Here is a 24181-nt window from a genome sequence, read left to right as displayed (position 1 = left end):
TCTCATTAACTTTCATACAATTCGTTTTAAAATAGAGCAATATGTAAAAAGATAAATGAAGTTAGTAGAGATAAAGGTGGTCAAGACGTGGGACGAATGGAACAAAGACAGCAAAGAAAGGCGTCTAAACAATGGGATTGGAGTCAAGTCTTAAAAAAGAGTTTAGTAAAGAAATTGATTATAGCAGGAATTATCATGGCATTATGTGGTTTACTTGTCGTCAATATCTTCATCTGGAGTAGTGATGTTAGTAAATTAAATAAGCCAGCACCACAGCCAACGATTATTTACGATCAAAATGGGGAGATTGCGAGTAAGATTTCCAATTCTAGCATAGAAGGAGTTGGCATTAAGCAGATTTCACAAGATATGGTTCATGCTGTGGTTGCAACTGAAGATCAAAGATTTTACAAGCATAATGGCATAAATTATTTCGGGATTATGAAGGCTTTCTTCAAAAATATGTTAAGTGGAGATATAGTTGCAGGCGGGAGTACCGTTACACAGCAGCTGGCCAAAAATGCATTTTTAACACATGAACGGACCTATACTCGAAAGGTTAAGGAACTAATCATTACGAAAAAGATTGAACGAACCTACTCCAAAGACGAAATTATGGAGCGTTACTTAAATCAGATTTATTTCGGTGAAGGTGCATGGGGAATTCAAAGGGCTGCTAAAACGTATTTTGGAAAAGAAGCAAGTGAACTAACCTTAAGTGAGTCTGCCATGCTCGCTGGATTAATTAAAGCGCCCTCGATACTCTCACCATTTAAGAATATGGAAAAATCAATGGAGCGGCGAGATCTTGTTTTGTCTTTGATGGAGCAGGAAGGATATATTAGTGCAGCTGATGTTAAAAGTGCTAAAGAACAGCCGGTGGTGTTAAATGAGGAAGAAGTAGAAGACGAGTATGATGGAAAATATCCTTATTATGTGGACCACATTATTGAAGAAGCAATGACGAAATATAAACTGACAAAAAACGAAGTTCTTTCAGGTGGACTTCATATTTTTACAGAATTAAATCCAACTTTCCAGCAGGCGACAGAAGAAGTATATCAGAATGATAATCTTTTTCCAGCTAGTCAAAACGATCAGCTTCTCCAAAGCGGTGCGGTTTTTATTGATCCTGAAAGTGGAGGAATTCAAGCTCTTGTTGGTGGAAGAGGTGAGCATACTTTACTTGGTTTTAACAGGGCTACACAATTAGTGAGACAGCCTGGATCAACGATGAAACCTCTGGCTGTATATACACCGGCATTAGAAGAAGGCTACGAAGTCTTTGATTTATTACAAGACAGTCCGCTTAATATTGGAGGTTACCAGCCAAAGAATTTTGATAAGCAATATCGAGGCGAGGTAACGATGTATGATGCAGTCGTGAATTCGTACAATGTTCCTCCTGTGTGGTTATTAAATGAAATAGGTTTGGAGCAGGGGACAAAATCAGTAGAGCGGTTCGGTATTTCTTTACAAGAAGAAGATCATTCTTTAGGAATTGCTCTTGGTGGCATGCATGAAGGGACATCTCCGTTAATGATGGCACAAGCATATTCTGCATTTGCAAATGATGGAACTATGGCAGAGGCACACTCCATTCAAAAAATAGAAGATGCTGATGGAAAAGTAATTGCGAATTGGAAGAACAAGTCAACGAAAGTGACAGATCCTGAAATAGCTCAAAAAATCACCTACATGCTAAAAGGTGTCGTACAAGAGGGTACTGGGAAGAAGGCTTTCATGGATGGCTTTGATATCGCTGGTAAAACAGGATCTACGCAGCTCCCATTTGCTAACGAAGCGGGTACAAAGGATCATTGGTTTGTCGGGTTTTCGCCAAACGTTGTCGGAGCAGTATGGCTGGGGTATGATCAAACAGATGAAACTCACTACTTAGGTACATCAAGCAGTGGAACCACACCCGTAATTTTTAAAGAAATATTATTGAAAGCAAAATCAGAGCTATCTGATGAAAAATTTGCACTATCAGGCATTGAGAAAAAATACAAAAATGAAATAAAAGAGATAAAAGAAGAAAAGGAAAAAGCAAAGAAAGAGCAGGAAAAGGCAAAAGAAAATCAAAAGAAAAATAAAGAGAAGGGAAAGGAAAAAAAGGAAAAAAATAAAGGGAAAAAGGAAAAAGATGAAGACGAAGATGATGAGGATGAGGATGAATAAAAGTTAATTAGCTATTTATTAGTTAGCTTTGTTAAAGAATGATGTTGATTTTCCTCACATAAATCCTTATGAAGGACGAATCTCATTGGGAACCTTCCTGATTTGTCCTTCATCGACCTTTTATACCGCTGTATTAAAAATCAACAATGAAATTTAACAAAGCTTATTAGTTAAAAGACCAAATCACTTCCGATTTGGTCTTTTTACCTTTTGAAAGGTTAGGAATTAAATCTTTGCCCTGGATAAAATACCTCGTTGATTTCCCAAGACTCAACAATCCTGTGGGCCATGTTAGGATCATATCCCATACCTATAAGGTAGGTAATCGCTGCAACCTCTCTTAATGCATGGGCAAAAGAAGTGTGTTTTGCTTCATGTAATCCATATTGCACAAAAGGCTCGACAGTTCTTAATACCGTGTGTTTATTTGGGTTTTGGTGATATTGTTGAGTTTGATTAAAGTGATAAGGATTGTATTGGTAAGGGTTATACAAATTACAGTCATCTCCCTATAAATAATTTGTAAAGTCATCCTTAGTCTATGTATGATTAAACATGTGTGAAACGGAGTTAAAAAATTAATATAGTCACTTTAAATATATAAAATTAAACGCTTAGAGCAATAATACTCGAAGCGTTTGATTTTGCTGGCATTCGATTGATTCAATAAACATTAAGCAGTAAAGTTGCCGTCATAGCTTAGCATGATGGCTGATTTTACATCTTCCATGCTAGAAATATTATTAATAAAATCTAGGTCATGATCTTTGACACGGATTTCATAGGTCACTTCATAATCATTACCTGGCATAGCTGACTTTGATTTAAGGGAATGCTTTATAGCATGTCCAGAAATAACATGTTCCAGTGATTTTTCAATCGAAGTGCTGCTGTATCTCACAACTAATAAATATGGATTTTCAATTTTTACTTTGTTAACAAAAACAATTAAGACTACCCCAATTAAAATTGATCCAATAACAGCCAGAGGAACAAAACCTGCACCACACAAAATTCCTACCACAATTGCCCAGAAGATATAGACAATGTCCATGGGGTCTTTAATGGGAGTTCGGAAACGAACAATCGATAAGGCACCAACCATCCCTAGTGATAACAAGGCATTAGATGAGATTCCCATGATGATTAAGCCTGTAGCCATCGACATGATAATTAACGAAATATTAAAGGTATGAGAATAAATAACACCCGTGAAGGTTTTCTTATAGACATAAAAAATTAACAAACCTAATGCAAAAGCGGCCAGCAATCCAATCAAAGAATCTACGATTGAAAAACTGCTTGTCTTTTCTAAAAAACTCGATTTGAAAATATCCTTAAAATTTAAACTTTCCATTTATAATTCCTCCAATAAATTGTATTAACCAAACATCCTGCTATATTGATATTTTGAATAGCCACTTTTTCGACGATCGATGACTTGAAGTAATTGTTTAATGACATCTGGTAAATACTCATCAAATTTCACTTCAAGAACAACGACATTTGGTGTGGTCTCAACCATTGCTAAATCTGGGTTTAAAAGATCATTATTTCGAAAACTCGTTTTAATACAGCCATCAAATGTTACTCGGACGTTACCATATTCATAAATGAACACTTCACGTTCATAGTCGACAACCGTCATCGGTTTTAATTGATACAGTTTCATTTGGACATATAAATCCTTAATAAGAGGTCTTGTGTCATTTTCCATCCACTCAATGTCACCCAAACGAATTTGTTCATATTCCTCCGGGGTTAATCGGCATTTTTGTTTAAAGGTTAAATTATCTCGTTTGCTCTTTTTTTCAAGATTAAGATAATCCATGTTGTAATCATACAATCTGACTCTAAACTTATCTCTATCAAGTAAACCTTCTTTTTTCTGTGATAGGACCTTATTATCATAGTTATCGAAATAAACACTTCGTATTAAATATTTCCCATTGTTTTTTGCATGAGGGTCTGGTGTCATAAAATGCTTCAAATTATTTCTAAGCAGATAGCAATCCAGTGAGGTCATTTCATGCTTTAATTCTCTACGTCCCTTTACACCATTTAAGCTCATCGTCGCCTTCATGTTTCACTCTCCAATCTGTTGAACAACTTCTTGAAACCTATTATGTTGGTTAAACCTTAAACAAACCTTAAAAGTTAATAGAGAGAGAAAAAGAATACATACAATGATTCAAATTGGTAATAATTAGATGGTATTATTTCGTGCAATGGAGGGCTAATAGTGGAAGAAAATCATCAATTTAAGAAGGGTTCTGGTGAAAGTGCTGATACCTTAACCAATCGCCAGGGACATCCTGTAACAGATAACCAAAATATCAGAACGGTTGGCAATCGTGGACCATCCACACTTGAGAATTATGATTTTATTGAAAAAATTTCACATTTCGATCGTGAAAGAGTGCCTGAGCGGGTTGTTCATGCACGTGGAGCGGGAGCACATGGGTATTTTGAAGCGTATGGTAAAGTAGGAGATGAGCCAATCGCAAAATACACAAGAGCAAAGCTGTTCCAAGAACCAGGAAAGCGTACACCGCTTTTTGTGCGTTTTTCAACAGTGGCAGGTGCAATGGAATCACCAGAAACTGCGCGAGATCCGAGGGGATTTGCGGTTAAATTCTATACAGAGGACGGCAACTGGGATCTTGTTGGAAATAACCTGAAAATATTCTTTATCCGCGACGCAATGAAATTTCCTGATATGATTCATGCGTTTAAACCCGACCCGGTTTCCAACTTAAGTAACCCTGAGCGGATGTTTGATTTCCTATCTCGCACACCTGAAGCTACACATATGGTTACTTATCTTTTCTCTCCTTGGGGAATTCCGGCAAATTATCGCCAAATGCAGGGATCAGGGGTTAATACATACAAATGGGTTAACAAGGATGGTGAAGCGGTTCTCATCAAATACCACTGGGAACCATTAAAACAGGGGATTAAGAATCTGACTCAGAAGGAAGCTGAACAAATTCAGGCAAAAAGTGTAAGTCATGCTACCCAGGACCTATATGAGGCCATTGAGCGTGGAGACTATCCTGACTGGGAACTTTGCGTTCAAATCATGAGTGATGATTACCATCCTGAGTTAGATTTTGATCCATTAGATGATACAAAATTATGGCCAACAGACAAGTTTCCGTTCTTAAAGGTAGGAAAAATGGTTTTAAATAAAAATCCGGAAAATTATTTTAATGAAGTGGAGCAAGCAGCGTTTGGTACAGGTGTTTTAGTCGATGGTTTGGATTTTTCAGATGATAAAATGCTTCAAGGCAGAACGTTTTCCTATTCGGATACACAGCGACATCGTGTAGGCACAAACTATTTACAGCTTCCAATCAATGCACCTAAAAAGCGCGTGGCCACAAATCAACGCGGAGGACAAATGTCGTACCATGTGGATTCAGGTCAAAATCCACATGTAAACTATGAGCCTTCTGTTATCGGTGGCCTAAAGGAAGCTGAACAAGTAGGTAAAGTTCACGAACCACACTATAATGATAAATTGGTACGTGAAAAAATTGACCGTCCTAATGATTTTGGTCAAGCTGGTGAAACGTACAGAAGTTTTGAAGACTGGGAAAGAGAGGAGCTCATCAGCAATCTTGTCGACGCACTCAAAATATGCAGACCAGAAATCCAGAATAAAATGTTTGAGTACTTTACAAATGCGGACGAGGATTATGGAAAACGGGTCAAAGAGGGCGTGGCAAAAGCTATGGAAATGAGAAAGGAAACATCACATACAAGCTCAGCTGAAGCAGATGCTGCCACCGATAAGGCAATACAAATGGGACATGAAGCAGATCCATATTAATAAAAAAAAGGCCGGACTCGTGTGAGTTCGGCTATTTTTGATTTGTACAATTGTATTACTTTGGTAGTTTTATTTTAAAAGTAGTGCCCTTATTTTCGTTGGCGCTGACTTTAATACTTCCATCGTGAGCAGCAACAATCCATTGGGCAATGGAGAGACCTAATCCAATTCCGCCAGATTCTCTTGTTCGTGCTTTGTCTTCACGGTAAAAACGGTCAAAGATGTAAGGAATATTTTCTTCTTTTATTCCAATACCCGTGTCACTTATTTCCAAGACTACTTTATGATCTTCTTCGTAGGTCTTTACTCCAATACTGTCATGTTCGCCTGTGTATTTTAAGGCATTATCGAGCAAAATGACGAGAAGTTGATGAAGACGGGTTTCATCAGCATTCATCATCATGTCACAATTTAATTTTAACCAGAAATGTTTATCCTGTGATTCAGCAATTTCGATATAAGGAGAACAAACACTTTTGACAAAACTATCAACATGGATCGACTTTTTCTCCAGCTGTGTTTGAGAGGAATCTGCCCTGGCTAACGTCAACAAGTCAGTCGTCAGCTTTGATAATCTCCGAGTTTCAGAAAGACTTAGGGCGATATTTTCAAATTTATTCGCTATTTTTTCATGAGGTGTGGTCAGCAATAATTCTAATTTATTTTGAATAATCGTTAATGGTGTTCTTAACTCATGGGAGGCATTTTCAACAAACTCGGATTGCTTGTTCCATGAGCGGATAATTGGTTTCATCATCTTTTTTGACAAAAGATAGCTGGCAGAGATCGATAGTAAAATAAAGATGGAAGAACAAATGATGATGAGTTTACTGAAATTATTTAGGATATTTTGCTCGGCGTCAATATTAATCATGAGCTGTGTATATGCAACCTCATCTTCATCATTGGTATCTTCAAATAAAAGATAGCGAAACGGGTACAAATCATTCACGTTTGTATTGGTTATAGTATCAAGGTTCGTTTTAACAGGTTTGTAGTCTGCTAAATAATCTTCATAGAATGAAGTTCCAATCTCATTCTGATTGACAATGTTATCATTTTCATCCCATTTAATGACGATAATTCGCGGATTTTTCGGCCGATCATTCTGGCGTGCTTCAATTTCACCGTTATCATTTGGGGGAGGGGTCCTGGTATTATTTGGTGAATTATCGTCCATCCTTTCCTTAAACATTGACAGCTCCTCATCTGCCTTTGAGAATAAGGTGATTTGAACCTGACTAAAAACAATGAAACCGAATATCGTAAAAATCACAGTAAAAGAAATGAGATTGAGCACCATGAATTTTAACTGTTGTTTCCTGAAGATTTTATTTTTAAACATTTCCTTCACCATTTTCGGTCAGCATATAGCCTAATCCGCGGAAGGTTTTTATATATTGATCATAGTTGAATTTTTTTAAGTTTTTTCGTAATTTGCTTGCATACACCTCTACAACTGTTGCACTGGTGTCGGATTCGAATCCCCAAATTCGATCGAAGATTTGTTCTTTTGTGAGAATGGTATTTTTATTGTTGATCAAATACTCAAGCAGCTCGAATTGCTTCCCATTTAGATTCACAAGTTCATCACCAATGGTCGCTGTATTATTTTTTACATTTAGCTTTAAATCCTTAAAGGTAATCACGTTTTCTTTAAATTCTCCAACGCTTCTTCTAACCATAACCTCTAATCGTAATAACAACTCTTCACGATGAAAGGGCTTGACTAAGTAGTCATCTGCTCCTACCTTAAAGCCGTGGATTTTATCGTCAATCCCGTCTTTTGCCGTTAGCATCATGACTGGTGTGGTAATATTCTTCTTTCTTAGATTTTCTAAAACTTCATAACCATTCATAAAGGGGAGCATGATATCTAAAATGATCACATCAAATATATTCTGCTCCGCTAAAAATAAACCTTCCTCGCCATCATAAGCTTGTTCTGTTTCAAACAGTTCTCCTACTGTTTCACGTATGGTTTCAGACAGGTGTTTGTCGTCTTCGATAATTAATAATTTCATTCGTTGTTCCTCTTTTCAAGTTGCTAATAAGATAGTTTGATTATAGGGCTATTTAGGATAATTGCAAAATGTTTTCATGTAGGGGATAGAAGGAATTTATCAAGATGTGGCGAAAATTGTATATTATAAAACTTTATTTCGAAAGGGAGTTTCTTTATGTATCGATTTAAGGCGATTGATCACATTCAACTAGCCGGTCCTAAAGGTTGTGAAGAAACTGCGAGGAAATTTTTTATTGATATTCTTGGATTTGAGGAAATGGAGAAACCAGCAGAATTGAAAAAGCGCGGCGGAGTTTGGTTTCGAAACGGAAGCACACAAGTACATATTGGTATAGAGGAACCATTTGCACCAGCAAAAAAAGCGCATCCTGCCTTTGAGGTAGAGAATATTGAAGCGTTGAAAAAACATTTAAGAGGTAACAGAGTCGAAGTGATCGAAGACAATAACCTTCCGGGGGCAAATCGTTTTTATACAGCTGACCCCTTTGGCAACCGTATTGAAATACTCGAGTGGAACTAATCTTTCATAAGGGGGGAGTGTGGGTAATGAGTTTAAGAGATAAAACCATTGTAGAATTAGAAGAGATAGAAGAAGAACTGAATGAGCAGGAAGATGAGCATGGGTATTCTAATTTTTCAATGAAAATTGATGTGTACAAGGAAATGTACCGAAAACTCTCCTTGCTTGTCCGACAGCATAATGAGGATGTACAAAGTTCGCTCGATTATGTAAAAAGGAAATTGATTTATTGTCTTATTCATTATGGAACGTATTTGAAGACCGAATATCAAAAAGATGATTACTTGGCGACTCGCTGCTTGGAGGAAGCGCTAAAATATGATAAAACCAATCCACTTGCCGCCTATCGACTAGGTTTCTTGTCTTATAAATTTAATGACTATACTAAAGCGATTCAGTATTTCCGAAATGCTTTAGAAAATGATCAATACCATAAACAGCATCTCTATCAATTAAATGAACAGCAACAGTTAAATGCCCATTTGTATTTAACCAATTGTGCTTTGCATATTGCAAAGGAAACGTATGAAAAAATGAATGAATTACCTCTAGCGAAAACGCAGGAGATACCGAAACAGGAGTTATCTCCGTTGTTCAGGAGTTTAATAGATAATGAAAAATATTTGCTGGAGCATGCCTTCTATAAGTTAAACAATGTTGAAAGAACGACTTGTTCTAAGGCAGAATGTGAGAGGTTAATTTCCAGGCCGCCGCATGATACCCTTCTCGTTTATTTTGGTGATCGGACGATTGTTACTGTTTTTAACGGGGAGGAAGCCACGCTAACTCAAGACCAAGGAAATATGCTAAGTTATTTTCTATTAAATAGTTCAGAAGCTGTACCAGCCACAAGACATGATTTCTCGGTGGTGGATACGGTTATTCCAAACACGTATATTACAAATGTCAGCAGACTACGCAGGAAATTAATACAACACGGAATTCCCTCCATGATACAAACCAAAAGGTACCAAAATGAAACAGGCTACTATTATGATGGATCTTATCCGTTTTATATCATGTATCGATCAGACGAAGAAATTGAATATCGTTAAAGGGGCGGTGACAGGGGGTCATCGTCTTTTTGAGTTGACTCGAAAATAAATTTTGAATAATCATGTGTAAGTTGAATATTAATTAGGTAGGTATTTTAACTTGAAGACCTTCAAAATGGAGGGGATCCTTTGAAAATTGAATACCAACATACTTTTGGTCTGCCAAGAAAGGTTGTCTGGAAGTACATCAAGGATGAAAAGGTATTAGGAAGTGCCATCCCAAACTGCAGGACGTTTGTCCAAAGCACAACTGGTCTATATCAGGCAGAAATTGACATTCACATAGGACCACTAAAAGATGTTTTTAGACTCAAGGTTAAGCTGGAAAAAGAACAGGCACCGTCTTATTATCATCTGTTGCTGAAAGGAAAAGGTAATTTAGGCGAAATAAGTGGCAATGCTGATTTATTTTTCAAAGACCAACAAGGAAGCACTCAGCTCAATATCCATGCAGACGTTAAAGTCACAGGAACCCTCTCTGGTGCTGCAGAGCGGGTGATAAGTGGAGGAGCAAACAAGGGAATAGAGAAATTTTTTCTGAGTGTAGAAAAAGAAATAAAGAAAAACCTTTATCTTTTGCGAAAAGGTCGAAAATGAGAAAGAGCAACGTCATGGGACGTTGCTTTATTTATTCTTACCTACTCATGCTGTGGATAATTAGCTAATTCTTTTATTCCTTCTATCCAATCCTTAAAATTAGCATATTTATTTGCGTCGAAACCAAAGTGCTCTTTAATTAAATTAATGGATTCAAGTTCAGTTTCATGAACAATTCCGTCTGAATAAACTAAGCGGAGGATTTCAGTTAGAACAATATGTTTTGAGCGTTCCTCTTTAAAAACCTTAAGAATATCATCTATCGCTAAGCCTTTGATTTTATAATCCTCCAGATCCATTTCCTCTGTATACTTCGCGATAACTGGGTTTTCAAATACCGAGAATTTCCCATCAATGGTGGCCATTAGATAGGCTAACTCAAGAAACGCCTCTTTCTCCTCTTGTTGAAGCTTTGTCAAAAACATTATGTCTAGCTCCTTCTTAATAAAAATGATTTATGTTATTAGACATCTTACCAAGTTTAAAGACCATTTGTCTAATATTTATATGGTGAAAAAAGGAAAATTCCAGTTTTAAAACGAATAAAATATAGGTTGGGTGAGTAAGGAGGTTGAATGTCATGGGATTTTTTATACATATGCTTGTTACATCACTGCTTGGAGTATTGTTGTTTATTAATTTTGTATATTTTATTAAAAACATAAAAGAAGGAAAAAGTACTCATAATCAAACGATCTTGGGTTCTGTTTTGACCTTCTTTTTTATATTTTCTTTTATGTTTTTCATCCTAAGTCTGCATTAAACTAAGTCTTGGCAGTGAGTCTTAAAAAAATAAAGGTTGTAAAAGGGGCAATACTATTTTGATAAAAACAGTTTTTGTAGGTTTAACAATTTTTTTTCTTATAAGTTTTTTGCTACTATCCATTGGCTATAGGTTTCAGATTGAATGGTTGATGTTCCGTTATTATGAAGAAACTGAAACAGGTTTCTCTATTGGAGGTTCTGTCATTCCATTTATCATCGCGATTATTGTCACATTTTTTATTGGAGAGTATTATCAGAAGAAACATAACAGTAAATGGTAGCGATATTCGATATTGATTATGATTCAAAGGGGATGTTTTATTGCTTGAAACGCGACGATGTTTATTACTCAAACTCCAAGAAAATGATTTAGAGGATATCAAAAAACTATATGTAAATGAGGATGTACGTAAATACCTGGGAGGTACTCGGAAGGGTGGGGGGCGGGATATGGTGTTGAGGTTTTGCAAACAATTCTAGACTTTGCTTTTACATTTCTCGATCTACCAAATGTAGTGGCAGAAACACAAACTGCTAATATTGCTTCTTGTAATCTATTAGAAAACTAGGAATGAAAGTAACAGAAACAGTTAGTAGATTTGGAGAGAAACAATCATTTTATTCTTTACACAGCTATAAAAAAAACCCCACCGGATTTACGGTGAGTTTAATCTAACACCCAAACCCAACATGCTATACGACTGTACAAATTAAAATTAACCTTATCTTAATCGAAGCAATCAAATTCTTCAGGAAGTATTACTGAATCAAATGGACAAATTCTGCAATCTTCAGATTGCAGTTCCAAAAGAATTACACATCCTTCAGAATTTCTACAAGCTTTTAGCGGAGGACAAGGTATCACACAAGGAACACACACTAAATCACCAACTTCTACACTGCAAGTTCCTACAGTACATAGCACTTCATAAATACAAAATCTTTGAAGACCCATTTCTTATCACCTCTCTTTACCTTATAAAATTATTAAATGAAATTAAGAGAGGATTTGAAACGGACAAGTATCTGTATTTTATTACTTTGAATGAATAATGTGTCAACAGGATTCGAATATAGACATTCTTGATATGAGGAGGAAGGAAATACAATGGATAACAAATTATTAAGGATTGGAACTTCTTATTTACCTGTGAGTGATGTGGAGTTATCATCCCAATGGTATGTAAACAAATTAGGTGCAGTGCTAAGCTATAAAGATGAAGACAAAGCAATACTTAACCTTGCAAACCAAAGTTTCTTCCTAGTTAAGGCAAAGGAAAATCAAAGTGCCAACTTCTATAATATATACGGTGAAGAGTGTTTTTCTCTCACATTTGAAGTGAATGGAATATACTCTCTTGAAACCATTTATCGAGAATTTAAAGAAAAAGAAATTAAAGTAGAAGAAATAGAGAACAGAGGACATAGCGGCAGAAACTTTGTTTTCTATGATCTTGACGGAAATAAATTCGATGTGTGGAGTGAACTTAGCCCAAAATTTAAAGAGAAGTTTCTGTCTTAATGGGGGATAAACAAAATGATTAAATTAGGAAATGTAGCCGAGATAGTCATTGCGCACAAACTCATGAAGGAAGCATTTGAAGAGTATCGATTTCTGGAAGTTCCTTCAAGTGCGATTTATGAACCAGTCGAATCATTAAGAGATTCTTTTCGTAATGGTTCAGAAAAATTTATTATCTGTTACATTGATGGCTGTCCACTTGGTTCTTTACGATTTAAAACAATAGGAAGATCTTTGTATTTTTCAAGAGTATCGGTTCCACCTTATGCAAGGGGAAGAGGGATTGCAAAATCAATGTTATCTTGGCTCGATGTATATGCAAAAAAAGAGGGATTTTATAAACTGCAATGCAAAGTGAGGAGCAGCTTAACTCATAATGTACGTTTATATCAATCTATTGGTTATACCGTGTCGAAAGAGGAAATGGTAACGAGTTCTAATAATTTCCCAGTGAACATAGTAGTGATGGAAAAGTTAATCGAGCAATAACTGATGTTCAAAAAAGAGTGCGTAATTGTTAAAGAAATGGCAGGTGTGGTGACGATGGTTCAAGAAACAACATTACATATATTAAACGGACAAGCAATGTACGATTTTTTTAAAAGGAAGAATTTCCTCCAAGGCCAAAAGATGATCCCATTTAACGAAGCAATGTGTTTTGGGGAAACAACCGAAGACCTATTCACACCGGAATTCAACGAAAAACGGGCAAAGGTTCATCACGTAACTTCAGAAAAATATACTGATATTACGTTAAACCCATTAAAGCCGCTCATTAGCAAAAGTTTTACCAACATAGAACTATGGTTTGACGAGGATATGTTTTGTCAAATCAATATCCTCACGATTCTTGCTTGGCTCGACAAAAAGGGTCACACTAAGCCCATTAACCTGCATATTGTTGGTGATAAGTTTGAACCTATTGAAAATTACACATTAATGGCAGCTGGTTATTATGAACACTATGTAGAAGTATTGATAAATAAAACTCTCCCAGAATCTATCGATCTAGTACCCTTAAGGAAGGGCGTTGAGTTGTATTTAGCTTATCTTAACGAGGATAGTAACCTAATGATGTATATTAAAAAGAACCAAAATATGACGGAAAAAGAACTTTTATTCTCCCTCTTAGAAAATTTCAAAGAGTATGGATTAGGGGATGTACAATATTTAGAAATTATAAGGGCGCAACGGTCCTAAAGAATATCCCATCTATTTCAATTAGGGACGATAATAGTTTGTTGCAAGCGTTTCTGCCAAATGCAGAAGCGCTTTTTTGTTAGTTATTTTCACTAATGATTAATTACATAATGACGGGATATCCAATTTATTTCCAGTAAACTTTTCTGGGTGGCTTTATTCTCACTAGTAGAATACATAAATATTCGGTACTTTGACTTAATTTCTCATCACCATGGCTGGACAATGGCATGGTCCATTTTATTCAATTTAATCATTTTTTAATGCTGCTTTTACATTATAAGCGTCCAATTGCAGCGATAATCTTATCCATTCCTATCATTTTATTCTTTGTCATGCTCTTTCATGTACCGATTTATTAACAAAATGAGAATATATTACGGAATGAAGAAAAAACTAAAGGGAAAATAAGGTTAAGGGGAGTAAATATGGATTTAATGAAACCAATTAACATTAGCTCAGATAAATTAGCTCCAGAAAACCATTTTACTGCTGTGGAAATGGGAAAGCTTTGGGCAACCTATGTAGGGAATAGTATGTCGAATAAGATCTTGCAGTACTTCCTAAAGAATGTTGAAGATGAGGATATAAAAACCTTGCTCGAAAATGGTCTAGCCCTAACAGTTGACTTTATACAAACAATTGAGAAGTTTTTCAAACGAGAAAACTTTCCAATTCCCGTGGGATTTACCCAAGATGATGTAAATCTCGGTGCTCCGCGGTTGTTTGAAGATCAATTTTATGTGCATTATTTGAAATATGCTGCAAAAGCAGGACTTAGTTTATATGCCATTGCCATTCCGATGGTAATGAGAGAGGACATACGAGAATTTTTCATTTATTGTAATGAAACTACCACCATACTGTTGGGGCAGCTCAACAATGTATTGATCCAAAAAGGTTATATTATGAAACCTGCAGCCATTCCAGTGCCTAAAAAAGTGGATTTTATTAAAAAGGAAAATTATTTGAATGGCTTTTTCGGCGATATAAGAGAATTACATGCACTCGAAATCACTCATCTATATGATAATATTGAAAACAATATCACCAGTAAAGCTCTACTAATTGGCTTTAGCCAAGTCGCCAAAAGGGAAAAAGTAAGACATTTTTTTGTAAGAGGTAAAGCGATTACCGACCGGGAAGTCCAACAGTTTCAGGATAAACTCCATAAGGAAAATTTACCGTTTCCATCCCAAATTGATCATTTAGTTACAGAGTCTACTTTTTCACCTTTCTCAGATCGAATCATGGTGTTTCACAAAGTAGATATGTTTTCTATTAAAATTCGGTCATTCGCAAACTCTATGGCTGTGAATGGAAGAAGAGATATTGCTTTAATGTATATGAAGGCACTTTCCGAGGTTGCTTTATTTGTGGAGGACGGGGCAAATATTTTGATTGAAAATGGATGGATGGAACAGCCTCCAAAAGCCATTGACCGTGATCAACTGTCAGCTAAGTAATCTTTATTTGGAAGATCTTTGACGTAAAGGAAGAGTGTAATGGAACCAACCAGAATATCTTTAACCGCTCCAGAGGTCTCAAGTTTATGGACTCAATATATGTTTGATACAATGTCAATCGCTTTTATTAGGTATGCACTTGAACACATAAAAGATGAAGATATTATTGAAATATACAAATATTCATTGGAGCTTTCAGAAGGTCATGTGAAAAAAGTAAAGGATTTCTTTGTAGGAGAAGGTGTTCCCATTCCAAAAGGATTTACAGAAGAGGATGTGAATATTCATGCTCCCCGCTTGTTTCAGGATCCATTTTATCTGTACTATATTTACATAATGACTTTACAAGGGCTGACAGGTTACTCCTTGTCTCTCAGTACCTCGATACGAGCAGACCTTCGTAAATACTACAGCACCTGTAACACTGAGACGATGCTGCTTTTTGAGAAAGTCATCGATAGTCTGCTGACGAAAGGGCTATTTTCAAGACCGGCTGTCCTGACGCCGTCTGTAGAAATCGATTTTGTTAAACACCAAAGTTTTTTAACAGGATGGTTTGGTGAGCGCCGGCCATTAACGGGGATTGAAATTGGGGATATTACTTTTAATATGAACAAAATGCATATGCATGTGGCATTAAAAGTGGGTTTTAGCCAAGTGGCTGCTTCTAAGAAAGTTCGGCAGTATATCAACAGGGGGATGGAGATTTCTACTAAACATATTGCTGCATTTGAGAAAATCTTTCGTGAGGAAATGCTGAATTCTCCTGCGTCCTGGCAATCACATGTTACAAACTCGACAACTTCACCTTTTACAGATAAGTGGATGATGTATCAAGTCCAACTGTCTTCACAGATTGCCATTGCCTTCTATGGAACGGCATTAAGCGTTACTTCAAGGGCGGACATCGCTGAAAAGTATATGGCGATGATTGCTGAATTGGTTAGATTTGCGGAAGATGGTGCGAATCTCATGATTGAAAATGGATGGATGGAGGAACCGCCAAAAGCCAGTGACCGTAGAACATTAACAACAGGAAGAAAAGAAGGAATTGAAAATAATCAATATGATAAGTAAATTAGTGAAGGGTGGATAGATTCCAAATCTATCCTTTTTTATATGAAAAATGAAGGTGGTAAGGTTTAAATCATTTATTATTTTCTGTAACCAATCTGGAAAAATCAATTGAGTTTTATCCATAAGCGTTTTTACATAGAGAACTATTATTCTATTTTATTATTTAAAATAATACAATTATAATAAATTTAAGTACCTCGGGCGGCTGGAGTAGTTAAATGGGAGAAAGTCATATTCATGTTAAAGAACATTGAGGGGCCATTAATAAAAGCTAGAAGTTTTACCCAAGACCCATCGCAACTCCAATGTAATCCAAAAACACAGATATGGGGATTACAAATATCCCTACATTTTTTGAGTAGTTTCCAAATTTTACATTAAAAAGGAGCAAAAAAAATGCTGATGAAAGAAGAATTGAAAAATATAAAATTGCTTCAGCAAATTTGTGAGGAAGAAGGACAGCTTCAGCTGAAGCTTAATTTTGATATGCTGGAAAGCAGGTCTGAAAATCGTAAGGAAGATTTTTTTCATTATGAGGATGGCAAGCTTGTTGGTTTCCTTGGAAGCTATTATTTCGGTAATAAAGTAGAAATTTGCGGAATGGTGAACCCGGAATTCAGAAGGAGAGGAATCTTTTCAAAGCTGCTTGAAGAAGCACTTGAGGAAGCAAAGAAACGTGTGGCTAAGACCATTTTATTAAATGCTCCAACAGAATCTCAATCAGCAAAGGAGTTTTTAAAGAACATCCCTTGCACTTTATCACTGGTAGAATACCAAATGAAATGGGAGAAAGTTTCGGAGTTACCTGACGACCCAACGGTGACGGTAAGACCCTCTTTTTCCGGAGATGACACAGAAGCTGAGATACAGCTGGACGTCCAATGCTTCGGGTTAAATGAAAAAGAAGCACGACAGTATAAGCTGGAAACTAAAGACCTCGATACTGATGTTAGATTAATCATTGAAGTAGATGGAAAAATTGCTGGAAAAATGCGACTTTCCGAAATGAATGGTGAAGCATGGATTTTTGGATTTGCTGTTTTTCCAGAACTACAGGGAAAAGGGATCGGCAGAAAAGCACTATCAAAAGTGGTAAAAATGGAAGATGAAAAAGGTTTTTCAATTTTTCTAGAGGTAGAGGCTAAAAATGCCCATGCCCTAAGGCTATATGAATCATGTGGATTTAGAAGCTATCATTCTCAAGAATACTATAAAGTTAATTTTTAAAAGGGAGGGGTGTTCCATGCCCCTCTGATAATATAATAAATTTCCAGAATTTAATAGGAGACATTTGTAACCGTTTACATTATAATAATAGTAAGAACTAGGGGAGGGGAAACAAACCATGGAACTTTTATTAGAACAATGTGAACATAACAAGTCAGAAGAACCTTGTGAAGAGTGTGCCCCACAAATAGAAAATGATGAGAATATGGATTTGTATGAGTATGATTATTATAAAAGGATTTGGTTTTAGGACCAATTGGATCTAGTTAAATATGATAGGATCATCTAACAGGAGCTGTCCAGGACAGCTTTTCTTTTTGTTTATAGCAAAACCATAAAAATGACGTGTTTAAAGCACACGTCATTTTTTATTGCTATTAGTGAAGTAAATGCTGAAGCTGTTCGATTTGTTTACGGCTTGTGTCAATGACTTTTTCCGCAAGCTGCCTGCTTTCAGGGTCGAGGTCACCCCTGACAAGTTTCTCCGAATATTGAACTCCATAATGATCTAAGCCTTTCAAAGCATCTTCAATCATCTCTTTTGTGTCATCCGGAAGCATGGCTTTGTGCATAAAACTATGTATGGAACCAGAGAAACCTTCATCGTCTGCTGGGACACCGCCAAGATTTTGAATGCGCTCAGCAAGTCTCTGAGAATTCTGCTTAACCTCCTGTTGCATCGATTGAAAAACCTTCTTTAGCTCATTTTCTTCAGCTTTTTGGATATAGTGTTCAAATGATCGGATCCCCATATAGGTACCTCTTAATAAGGTATTTAACTCCTCAATAATTGTCTCATTCGTCATTTAATCAGCTCCTCAAAACTTATTATGCAGTTTGTGAGCGGAGGTATACGGATAATCAAAATTTTATTCATATTGAAGAAAAAGGACCATAATGGGCCATTTTTCTATTTTTTAAAGACATGTTGTCCAATTACAAGGGTAGTTGTCCTTGTATCGAGCCATCGGCTGGAGGCGATAGCTGGATTATAGAAGAATAAAGCACCAGGAGCCAATTGGCGTTGTTCCGTGAGAGCGGCTTGTACAGCTTGAATCGATTCCTCATCGGCTGGTTTGTTAATTTCACCATTTTGCACGGGTTGGAATTGACCAGGAGCATAAATGACTTCCTTAATGGTGTTTGGAAATTGAGGACTTTCGACTCTGTTAAGAACTACACAAGCGACAGCAATCTTGCCCTCTAAAGGTTCCGTTTGTGCCTCAGCTCGAACCAATCGTGCCAGTAAATCTAGTTCTTCGTTCGATAGACTTTGGTTCACAGGTTCTACTATTTTCGGCTCATTAGATCTAATCGTTTTATTTGTATTGAGCTCTTGACCAGGGTAAATAAGATTTAAATTGGAAATTTGGGGATTATTATCAGCTAATTCCTGAAGAGTTAAATGATTCTCTCTTGCAATACTTGACATCGTGTCTCCCGGTTTAACCATATAAGCAAATGTGGGGGAAGCAAAAAGTAGTGAAGCGGCAAGTGTTAATAAAGTGATTAGTTTTTTCATCATTCTAGTCCTCCAAGTTGGTTTAATGTATTTAAATCTATTACTATGAATTGAAAAAATAGAATAGTATTACAGTTAAATTACATAGAGGAGACAATTTGAAGACTAGTAAAGTTAAGGAATTATCTTCCAAATTAGTAGAACTGGTGATAGTCGGTGACATAGGGCGGGAGTTAAAAGTTGTAGTGGAAATTGAAATCATATGGTGAATCATTTTATCGGAAGTGACACAGGATAATTTAGAAATAGTAAGCAAAGCATATAAGTTTGTTTCTTGTATTTCTATTGTTACTATAGAAATATACCTTTAAAAAGAAAGGACTAATATATATAATGGGAACTTTTAATATACCTGTTTCAGTCTTAAATCTAGCTCCGATCCGTGAAGGACGGACATCAAAACAAGCGATTGAGGAAATGGTTGATTTAGCACAAGCAACAGAGGCAATGGGCTATGAGCGCTACTGGATCGCCGAACACCATAACTCTCCGACACTTGTTAGTTCAGCTACTGCCATACTCATTAAACATACATTGGAGCATACCAAAACAATCAAGGTAGGTTCTGGTGGAATTATGCTGCCAAACCATTCGCCGCTTGTTGTTGCCGAACAATTTGGTACAATGGCTACGATTTATCCAAATCGAGTAGAATTGGGTCTTGGACGCGCACCTGGAACAGATATGATGACAGCCAATGCGCTGCGCCGCTCAAAAAATGACTCCGTATATACGTTTCCAGATGATGTTCAGGCACTGCTGACTTATTTTGGACCAGAAGAGCACCAAGGTTATGTAAAAGCCTATCCGGGTGTGGAAACCAATGTCCCGGTATATATTCTTGGATCTTCCACAGATTCTGCTTATTTAGCAGCAAGCCTGGGTCTGCCATACGTATTTGCTTCACACTTTGCACCGAAATTCATGGGAGAAGCGATTAAAATTTATCGCGAGCGGTTCCAACCTTCTGAGTACCTAGACAAACCATATATGATGGTATGTTTAAATGTCATAGGAGCAGAAACCGATGACGAGGCTAAAATGTTACAAACCACTATGCACCAGTTTTTCCTAAACGTGGTTCGCGGTTCACGTAATCCATTACAGCCGCCAGTTGAAACCATGGATGGAATTTGGACACCAATGGAAGAAGAAATGGCAAAGTCCATGTCCAGTGTTACCTTAATCGGAAGCAAAGAAACCATCCGTCAGCAGCTGACAAGCTTTCAAGACTACTATGCTGTTGATGAAATCATGGCTGTGTCATATATTTATGATCCTGAGAAACAAAAACGTTCATATGAAATATTTAAAGAAGTGGTGGACGGGGATTAATTTTTATCTCTGTCACTTTTGGTACTTTGTGGACAAATAGGATAATTTAAAAAAGATGACGTGTTAAAAACGTCATCTTTTTTGTACTGCATTCGTATCTAGTAAAATAACATTAGTCGGGCTTTAAAAACAAAATTAGTCACGCCCAAATTCTTTATCACATAGGATGGAGTATCACAAGCGGGGTGATTTGGGTGAATAATTGGTTAAAAGCCGGTATCTTACTATATCTTTCGCTGTTGTTTTTCGGGAGTTTTATAGCAATAGGGATCGTAATGACTGGAGCACTTGATAAATCACTGCCATTTATAGATGACATTAAAATCTTTTTGTATTATTTCTTCGCTGGATCCATTGGGGGCTCACTGCGACATTTATATATGTTTTGTTCTCATTACATGAAAGATGAATTAAACGACTATAGGGAATGGATTATGTACATCTTTTATCCGATATTCGCAACAGGTACAGCAATAGTAGCAGTCACCTTAATCCAAAGCGGGATCCTACTAATAGAATTTGTCGACTTTGAGGATACCCCTTATGCACAAATAAGCTTCGCCTTCTTCGTAGGATTTGGATTCAACCGCTTCGTAAACAAACTAAACGCCGTATCAAAAGATATCTTCAAAACCAATCAACAGCAAGCAAACAACGGAGAAACAAAAACGAAACAGCCAGAGTCCGAATAGGACTCCGGCTGTTTTTGGTGCCACTGTTTGTTGACAACTGTACTGGTGACAGGCACCGTTTATACATAAATGCCCAATTATACAGCTTTTTTTGTATATTGTTTTGGTTGTTTCTCATAGGTTTCGCCTGGAAGGACTAGTTTCAGTTGAAATACTGATGCAATTAAATATGGGATCAAATATGATAATGTCGAATGTAAATAACGAAATCAAAAGCTGCTGAAATCGAATTTGATATAGTAGAGAAGATAAATTGTAAAAGAAATATTACTAAAAATGTGCTAGTTTATCAGATAGTTTGTCTCATTCAAAATAACTCTCGTATTCATAAAGTAAATAGAGTAAAGTTTTATAATTTTACTTAGTATTGTAGAAAGGTGTGATTTTATGGGAAATCGGAAAGACTTCCTTTTCATTGGAGATGGACGGGATAACACGGTTAAGCGTTTCCATCCAACAACAGGGGAGTTCCTTGGTAGTTTTGTCACATCAGGAAGCGGAGGCTTGAATGGTCCTCGTGGACTTTTATTCAATCCTGTAGGAAATTTACTTGTATCAAACCAAAATGTCGACACTAACGAACCTGGAAATGTTTTATTGTTCAATGGTCAAACGGGAGCGTTTATAAGCGAACTGGTCAGTTCAGAAGGCTGTAATGCTGCGTTTGCACCCCGTGGGATTATCCTCTCATACAACAATTCTCTGTTTGTAGCGGACTTTCTTGACATAAACAATCAGCCAGGGGAGTTAAGAGAATTTGACGGAAGCACTGGTGAATTTCTACGCAACCTATTACATCCTGACTTCTTTGCACCGTTTTTTCCACGGGGTGTAGTCATCGGTCCACATGACGGATTGCTGTACGTCTCAGTAGTCAATATTTTCAATCCACTTGATGGGTGGGTCCTTCGCTTCAACCCGGAAACAGGTGAGTACCTAGGGGAATTTATCACTTCAAGTGAAGAAAATAATCTTCATCGTCCTGAAGGTTTAGTTTGGGGTCCTGATGGTAATCTTTACGTTACAAGTTTTCGTGCAGACCCTAATGACAACGATAAAATATTAATTTTCGATCAAATGGGACAGCTTATCGACCAAATAGATCTATATGCAGTAGGAGAACCACGAGCTTTCGCACAAGCTATTCTTTTCGGTCCAAGCGGAAAATTGTATGTACCAATTAGTGATGTATCGAATGTACCTACTGGCGTATTTACTGGTTCCGTTCGAGTCTATGATGTCGACACGAAGACGTTTGATGAAATCATACCTCCATTCTTAAGCGGAGGACCATTAGGCGTTCCTTTTTATTTGACATTTAGAAATACAGATCACGCAACATTGAGATATATGGAATGAAGTTAAGCAACTAAATCACATGGAAAAAGGGCGGCAACGATTTGCCGCCTTTTTAAGTTTAAGAAGAAATGAAAATTTCAATACATAAGTCATCATATATTACATACATATTAACGATTTTTAAAAAGAAGGGAGAGATACAATTGTGGAATCATCATGGCTATCAGAATGGTCCATATAATCTATACACTTATTATGCAGGGTATAACCCGCCAACTTCGGTCAATCCCTATCCTAGGTTTCCCACTATTGATAATCAAGCATTTTTGAGTCCTTTTACATTTGTAGTAGGAGATGTAACCATTCAGAAAAACACATTTGTGGCACCTTTCGTAAGTATCCGTGCAGATGAGGGAACTCCTTTTTATATTGGAAGTAATAGTAATCTTCAGGACGGTGTGATACTCCACGGGTTAAAAAACAAGTATTTTGAGAAGGACAATAAAAGATACTCTATTTATATTGGGGATCAGGTTTCCTGTGCACATGGTGCATTGATTCATGGACCATGCCGAGTAGATGATAATGTTTTTATTGGTTTTAAAGCAATCGTTTATAATGCCATAATAGGAGAAAGGAGCTTTATTTCATCAGGAGCAGTGGTTACCAATGGAGTTAAACTTCGACCTAATAGCTTTGTACCCCCTGGTGCTAGCATCGATACCCAGCATAAAGCTGATTCATTAGGAACTGTCCCAAAAACAGAGGAAGAATTTGCGAAAGAGGTGCAACGGGTGAATCAGGAATTTCCTGCTGCTTATTCATTGTATTTTGGGAAAAATAAATGTTCATGCGGTCTTGCGTGTTAAGAATTTAGAATCAACCCTGCAAATCGGTGCAGGAATAGTCGGATGTGTTCATTTCCTTTCTGCTATTCTTTTAATGAGAGGAGGTTCATCATGGATTCGCTTAGAAGATTGAACGATGCAATAGGGTATATAGAAAAAAACTTACTCGAAGATATTGATATTAAAGAAGTGGCTAGGCGCGCCTATTGCTCGGAATATCATTTTCAACGGATGTTTTCATATTTAGCTGGTATATCACTTTCGGAGTATATTCGCCGCAGGAGGCTTTCACTTGCAGCTTTTGAATTGATGAAAAGTAAAGTGAGGATATTGGACGTTGCTATAAAATATGGATATAACTCACCAGATTCCTTTACAAGAGCTTTTCAAAGCTTGCACGGAATTACACCTTCGGAAGCGAGAAAAAGTGGTCAATCGCTGAAAGCTTTTCCTAGGATGACCTTCCAACTAACTATTAAAGGAGGAAGTGAAATGAACTACCGAATTATCGAAAAAGAAAGTTTTAATCTAGTAGGAATCAAAAAGAGAGTGCCGATCATATTTAATGGTGTAAATCCTGAAATTGCAGCGATGTGGCAAAGTTTAGATATGGAGAAAATAAACACACTTAAGCAACTCTCTAATGTCGAACCAATGGGACTGCTAAGTGCCTCAACAAATTTTTCTAAAGGTCGAATGGAGGAAAAAGGAGAGTTAGATCATTATATTGGAGTGGCAACCACTAAGGATTGCCCTGAGAATCTAACGAAACTCGAAGTACCTGCATTAACCTGGGCAGTATTTGAAGCGGTCGGACCATTTCCTGAAACGCTGCAGAATGTTTGGGGGCGAATCTACTCAGAATGGTTTCCTTCCTCGAACTATCAACTCGAAGTTGGCCCGGAAATGTTGTGGAACGAACATAAAGACGTAACTTCTCCAACTTTTCGTAGCGAAATTTGGGTGCCTGTGATCTCGAAAAATGGATAGAAATTTAGTGTTACTCGCACGGAT

27 protein-coding genes and 1 pseudogene are annotated in these 24181 nt (G+C 36.9%); 20 read left to right on the top strand and 8 right to left on the bottom strand.

Features of this window, described 5'->3' with window-relative positions; all coding sequences use genetic code 11:
- Positions 1-96: 96 nt before the first annotated feature.
- The gene (locus tag ABC255_RS18085; RefSeq protein WP_412998582.1) at positions 97-2181 is read left to right on the top strand and encodes a transglycosylase domain-containing protein; all 2085 of its coding nucleotides are present in this window, start codon (positions 97-99) and stop codon (positions 2179-2181) included.
- A 218-nt stretch (positions 2182-2399) separates the two neighbouring features.
- On the opposite strand, the gene ABC255_RS18080 is transcribed toward ABC255_RS18085, so the two are convergent.
- The 3 genes from ABC255_RS18080 to ABC255_RS18070 all read right to left on the bottom strand — a co-directional run bounded on the left by ABC255_RS18080 (position 2400) and on the right by ABC255_RS18070 (position 4264).
- On the bottom strand, positions 2400-2675 hold the full coding sequence (locus ABC255_RS18080; protein WP_412995635.1) for a hypothetical protein: 276 nt from the start codon (positions 2673-2675) through the stop codon (positions 2400-2402).
- Between the two features lie 179 nt (positions 2676-2854).
- A complete protein-coding gene (locus tag ABC255_RS18075) occupies positions 2855-3538 on the bottom strand; it encodes a DUF4956 domain-containing protein (protein WP_412995633.1) in 684 nt (227 codons plus the stop codon).
- A 24-nt stretch (positions 3539-3562) separates the two neighbouring features.
- Complete coding sequence (locus ABC255_RS18070; RefSeq protein ID WP_335536129.1) at positions 3563-4264, bottom strand: polyphosphate polymerase domain-containing protein; 702 nt, start codon at positions 4262-4264, stop codon at positions 3563-3565.
- 186 nt (positions 4265-4450) lie between these two features.
- Here ABC255_RS18070 and ABC255_RS18065 point away from each other — a divergent pair.
- Positions 4451-6016: pseudogene (locus ABC255_RS18065) on the top strand (catalase); the annotation flags it as partial.
- A gap of 55 nt (positions 6017-6071) precedes the next feature.
- On the opposite strand, the gene ABC255_RS18060 reads toward ABC255_RS18065, so the two are convergent.
- A complete protein-coding gene (locus tag ABC255_RS18060) occupies positions 6072-7361 on the bottom strand; it encodes a sensor histidine kinase (protein ID WP_412995630.1) in 1290 nt (429 codons plus the stop codon).
- Positions 7354-8040: a response regulator transcription factor gene (locus ABC255_RS18055; RefSeq protein WP_335536132.1), complete on the bottom strand. Its 687-nt coding sequence runs from the start codon at positions 8038-8040 to the stop codon at positions 7354-7356. The genes ABC255_RS18060 and ABC255_RS18055 overlap by 8 nt, the downstream gene beginning before the upstream one ends.
- Positions 8041-8196: 156 nt before the next feature.
- Between ABC255_RS18055 and ABC255_RS18050 the strand changes: the two genes are divergently transcribed.
- The 3 genes from ABC255_RS18050 (at position 8197) to ABC255_RS18040 (ending at position 10214) form a co-directional block, all read left to right on the top strand.
- Positions 8197-8562, top strand: a complete 366-nt coding sequence (locus tag ABC255_RS18050) for a VOC family protein (RefSeq protein WP_412995628.1) — start codon at positions 8197-8199, stop codon at positions 8560-8562.
- 26 nt (positions 8563-8588) lie between these two features.
- Positions 8589-9617 (top strand): hypothetical protein, encoded by a 1029-nt coding sequence (locus ABC255_RS18045; RefSeq protein WP_412995626.1) that lies wholly within the window; start codon positions 8589-8591, stop codon positions 9615-9617.
- A gap of 129 nt (positions 9618-9746) precedes the next feature.
- Entirely contained in the window at positions 9747-10214 is a 468-nt protein-coding gene (locus tag ABC255_RS18040) for an SRPBCC family protein (RefSeq protein ID WP_412995624.1), read from the top strand.
- Between the two features lie 41 nt (positions 10215-10255).
- Here ABC255_RS18040 and ABC255_RS18035 read toward each other — a convergent pair whose 3' ends face one another.
- Positions 10256-10639 (bottom strand): hypothetical protein, encoded by a 384-nt coding sequence (locus ABC255_RS18035; protein ID WP_335536136.1) that lies wholly within the window; start codon positions 10637-10639, stop codon positions 10256-10258.
- Positions 10640-10794: 155 nt separating this feature from the next.
- Here ABC255_RS18035 and ABC255_RS18030 point away from each other — a divergent pair, with 155 nt between their 5' ends.
- From ABC255_RS18030 to ABC255_RS17985, 10 genes are all read left to right on the top strand, one after another.
- Complete coding sequence (locus ABC255_RS18030) at positions 10795-10977, top strand: hypothetical protein (RefSeq protein ID WP_412995622.1); 183 nt, start codon at positions 10795-10797, stop codon at positions 10975-10977.
- A 58-nt stretch (positions 10978-11035) separates the two neighbouring features.
- A complete protein-coding gene (locus ABC255_RS18025; protein WP_412995620.1) occupies positions 11036-11260 on the top strand; it encodes a hypothetical protein in 225 nt (74 codons plus the stop codon).
- 183 nt (positions 11261-11443) lie between these two features.
- Entirely contained in the window at positions 11444-11548 is a 105-nt protein-coding gene (locus ABC255_RS18020) for a hypothetical protein (protein WP_412995618.1), read from the top strand.
- Between the two features lie 539 nt (positions 11549-12087).
- Positions 12088-12501, top strand: coding sequence for a VOC family protein (locus ABC255_RS18015; RefSeq protein WP_412995616.1), 414 nt, complete (start codon positions 12088-12090; stop codon positions 12499-12501).
- 15 nt (positions 12502-12516) lie between these two features.
- Entirely contained in the window at positions 12517-12990 is a 474-nt protein-coding gene (locus ABC255_RS18010) for a GNAT family N-acetyltransferase (protein WP_412995614.1), read from the top strand.
- A gap of 3 nt (positions 12991-12993) precedes the next feature.
- The gene (locus ABC255_RS18005; protein ID WP_412995612.1) at positions 12994-13701 is read left to right on the top strand and encodes an AraC family transcriptional regulator; all 708 of its coding nucleotides are present in this window, start codon (positions 12994-12996) and stop codon (positions 13699-13701) included.
- A 428-nt stretch (positions 13702-14129) separates the two neighbouring features.
- The gene (locus tag ABC255_RS18000; protein ID WP_412995610.1) at positions 14130-15167 is read left to right on the top strand and encodes a DUF3231 family protein; all 1038 of its coding nucleotides are present in this window, start codon (positions 14130-14132) and stop codon (positions 15165-15167) included.
- 39 nt (positions 15168-15206) lie between these two features.
- Positions 15207-16244 carry a DUF3231 family protein gene (locus tag ABC255_RS17995; RefSeq protein ID WP_412995609.1) on the top strand — a complete coding sequence of 346 codons (1038 nt, stop codon included), beginning with the start codon at positions 15207-15209 and terminating at the stop codon, positions 16242-16244.
- A gap of 396 nt (positions 16245-16640) precedes the next feature.
- Positions 16641-17471, top strand: a complete 831-nt coding sequence (locus ABC255_RS17990; protein ID WP_412995607.1) for a GNAT family N-acetyltransferase — start codon at positions 16641-16643, stop codon at positions 17469-17471.
- 118 nt (positions 17472-17589) lie between these two features.
- On the top strand, positions 17590-17721 hold the full coding sequence (locus ABC255_RS17985; protein WP_335536856.1) for a hypothetical protein: 132 nt from the start codon (positions 17590-17592) through the stop codon (positions 17719-17721).
- 127 nt (positions 17722-17848) lie between these two features.
- Here ABC255_RS17985 and ABC255_RS17980 read toward each other — a convergent pair whose 3' ends face one another.
- Entirely contained in the window at positions 17849-18277 is a 429-nt protein-coding gene (locus ABC255_RS17980; RefSeq protein WP_412995605.1) for a DUF2383 domain-containing protein, read from the bottom strand.
- A 104-nt stretch (positions 18278-18381) separates the two neighbouring features.
- Positions 18382-18993: a cell wall hydrolase gene (locus ABC255_RS17975; protein WP_412998581.1), complete on the bottom strand. Its 612-nt coding sequence runs from the start codon at positions 18991-18993 to the stop codon at positions 18382-18384.
- 333 nt (positions 18994-19326) lie between these two features.
- Between ABC255_RS17975 and ABC255_RS17970 the strand changes: the two genes are divergently transcribed.
- From ABC255_RS17970 to ABC255_RS17950, 5 genes are all read left to right on the top strand, one after another.
- Positions 19327-20328: an LLM class flavin-dependent oxidoreductase gene (locus tag ABC255_RS17970; protein ID WP_412995603.1), complete on the top strand. Its 1002-nt coding sequence runs from the start codon at positions 19327-19329 to the stop codon at positions 20326-20328.
- A 194-nt stretch (positions 20329-20522) separates the two neighbouring features.
- The gene (locus tag ABC255_RS17965) at positions 20523-21020 is read left to right on the top strand and encodes a hypothetical protein (protein WP_412995601.1); all 498 of its coding nucleotides are present in this window, start codon (positions 20523-20525) and stop codon (positions 21018-21020) included.
- A 387-nt stretch (positions 21021-21407) separates the two neighbouring features.
- Positions 21408-22379: an NHL repeat-containing protein gene (locus ABC255_RS17960; RefSeq protein ID WP_412995600.1), complete on the top strand. Its 972-nt coding sequence runs from the start codon at positions 21408-21410 to the stop codon at positions 22377-22379.
- A gap of 143 nt (positions 22380-22522) precedes the next feature.
- A complete protein-coding gene (locus tag ABC255_RS17955; protein WP_412995598.1) occupies positions 22523-23188 on the top strand; it encodes an LbetaH domain-containing protein in 666 nt (221 codons plus the stop codon).
- Between the two features lie 90 nt (positions 23189-23278).
- Entirely contained in the window at positions 23279-24157 is an 879-nt protein-coding gene (locus ABC255_RS17950; protein WP_412995596.1) for an AraC family transcriptional regulator, read from the top strand.
- Positions 24158-24181 lie beyond the last annotated feature (24 nt).

The sequence above is a fragment of the Neobacillus canaveralius genome (assembly GCF_047237705.1).
GTDB classification, from domain to species: domain Bacteria; phylum Bacillota; class Bacilli; order Bacillales; family Cytobacillaceae; genus Neobacillus; species Neobacillus niacini_K.
Note: the sequence above shows the minus strand (reverse complement) of the source record. Positions and strands in the feature narration are given on the sequence as shown.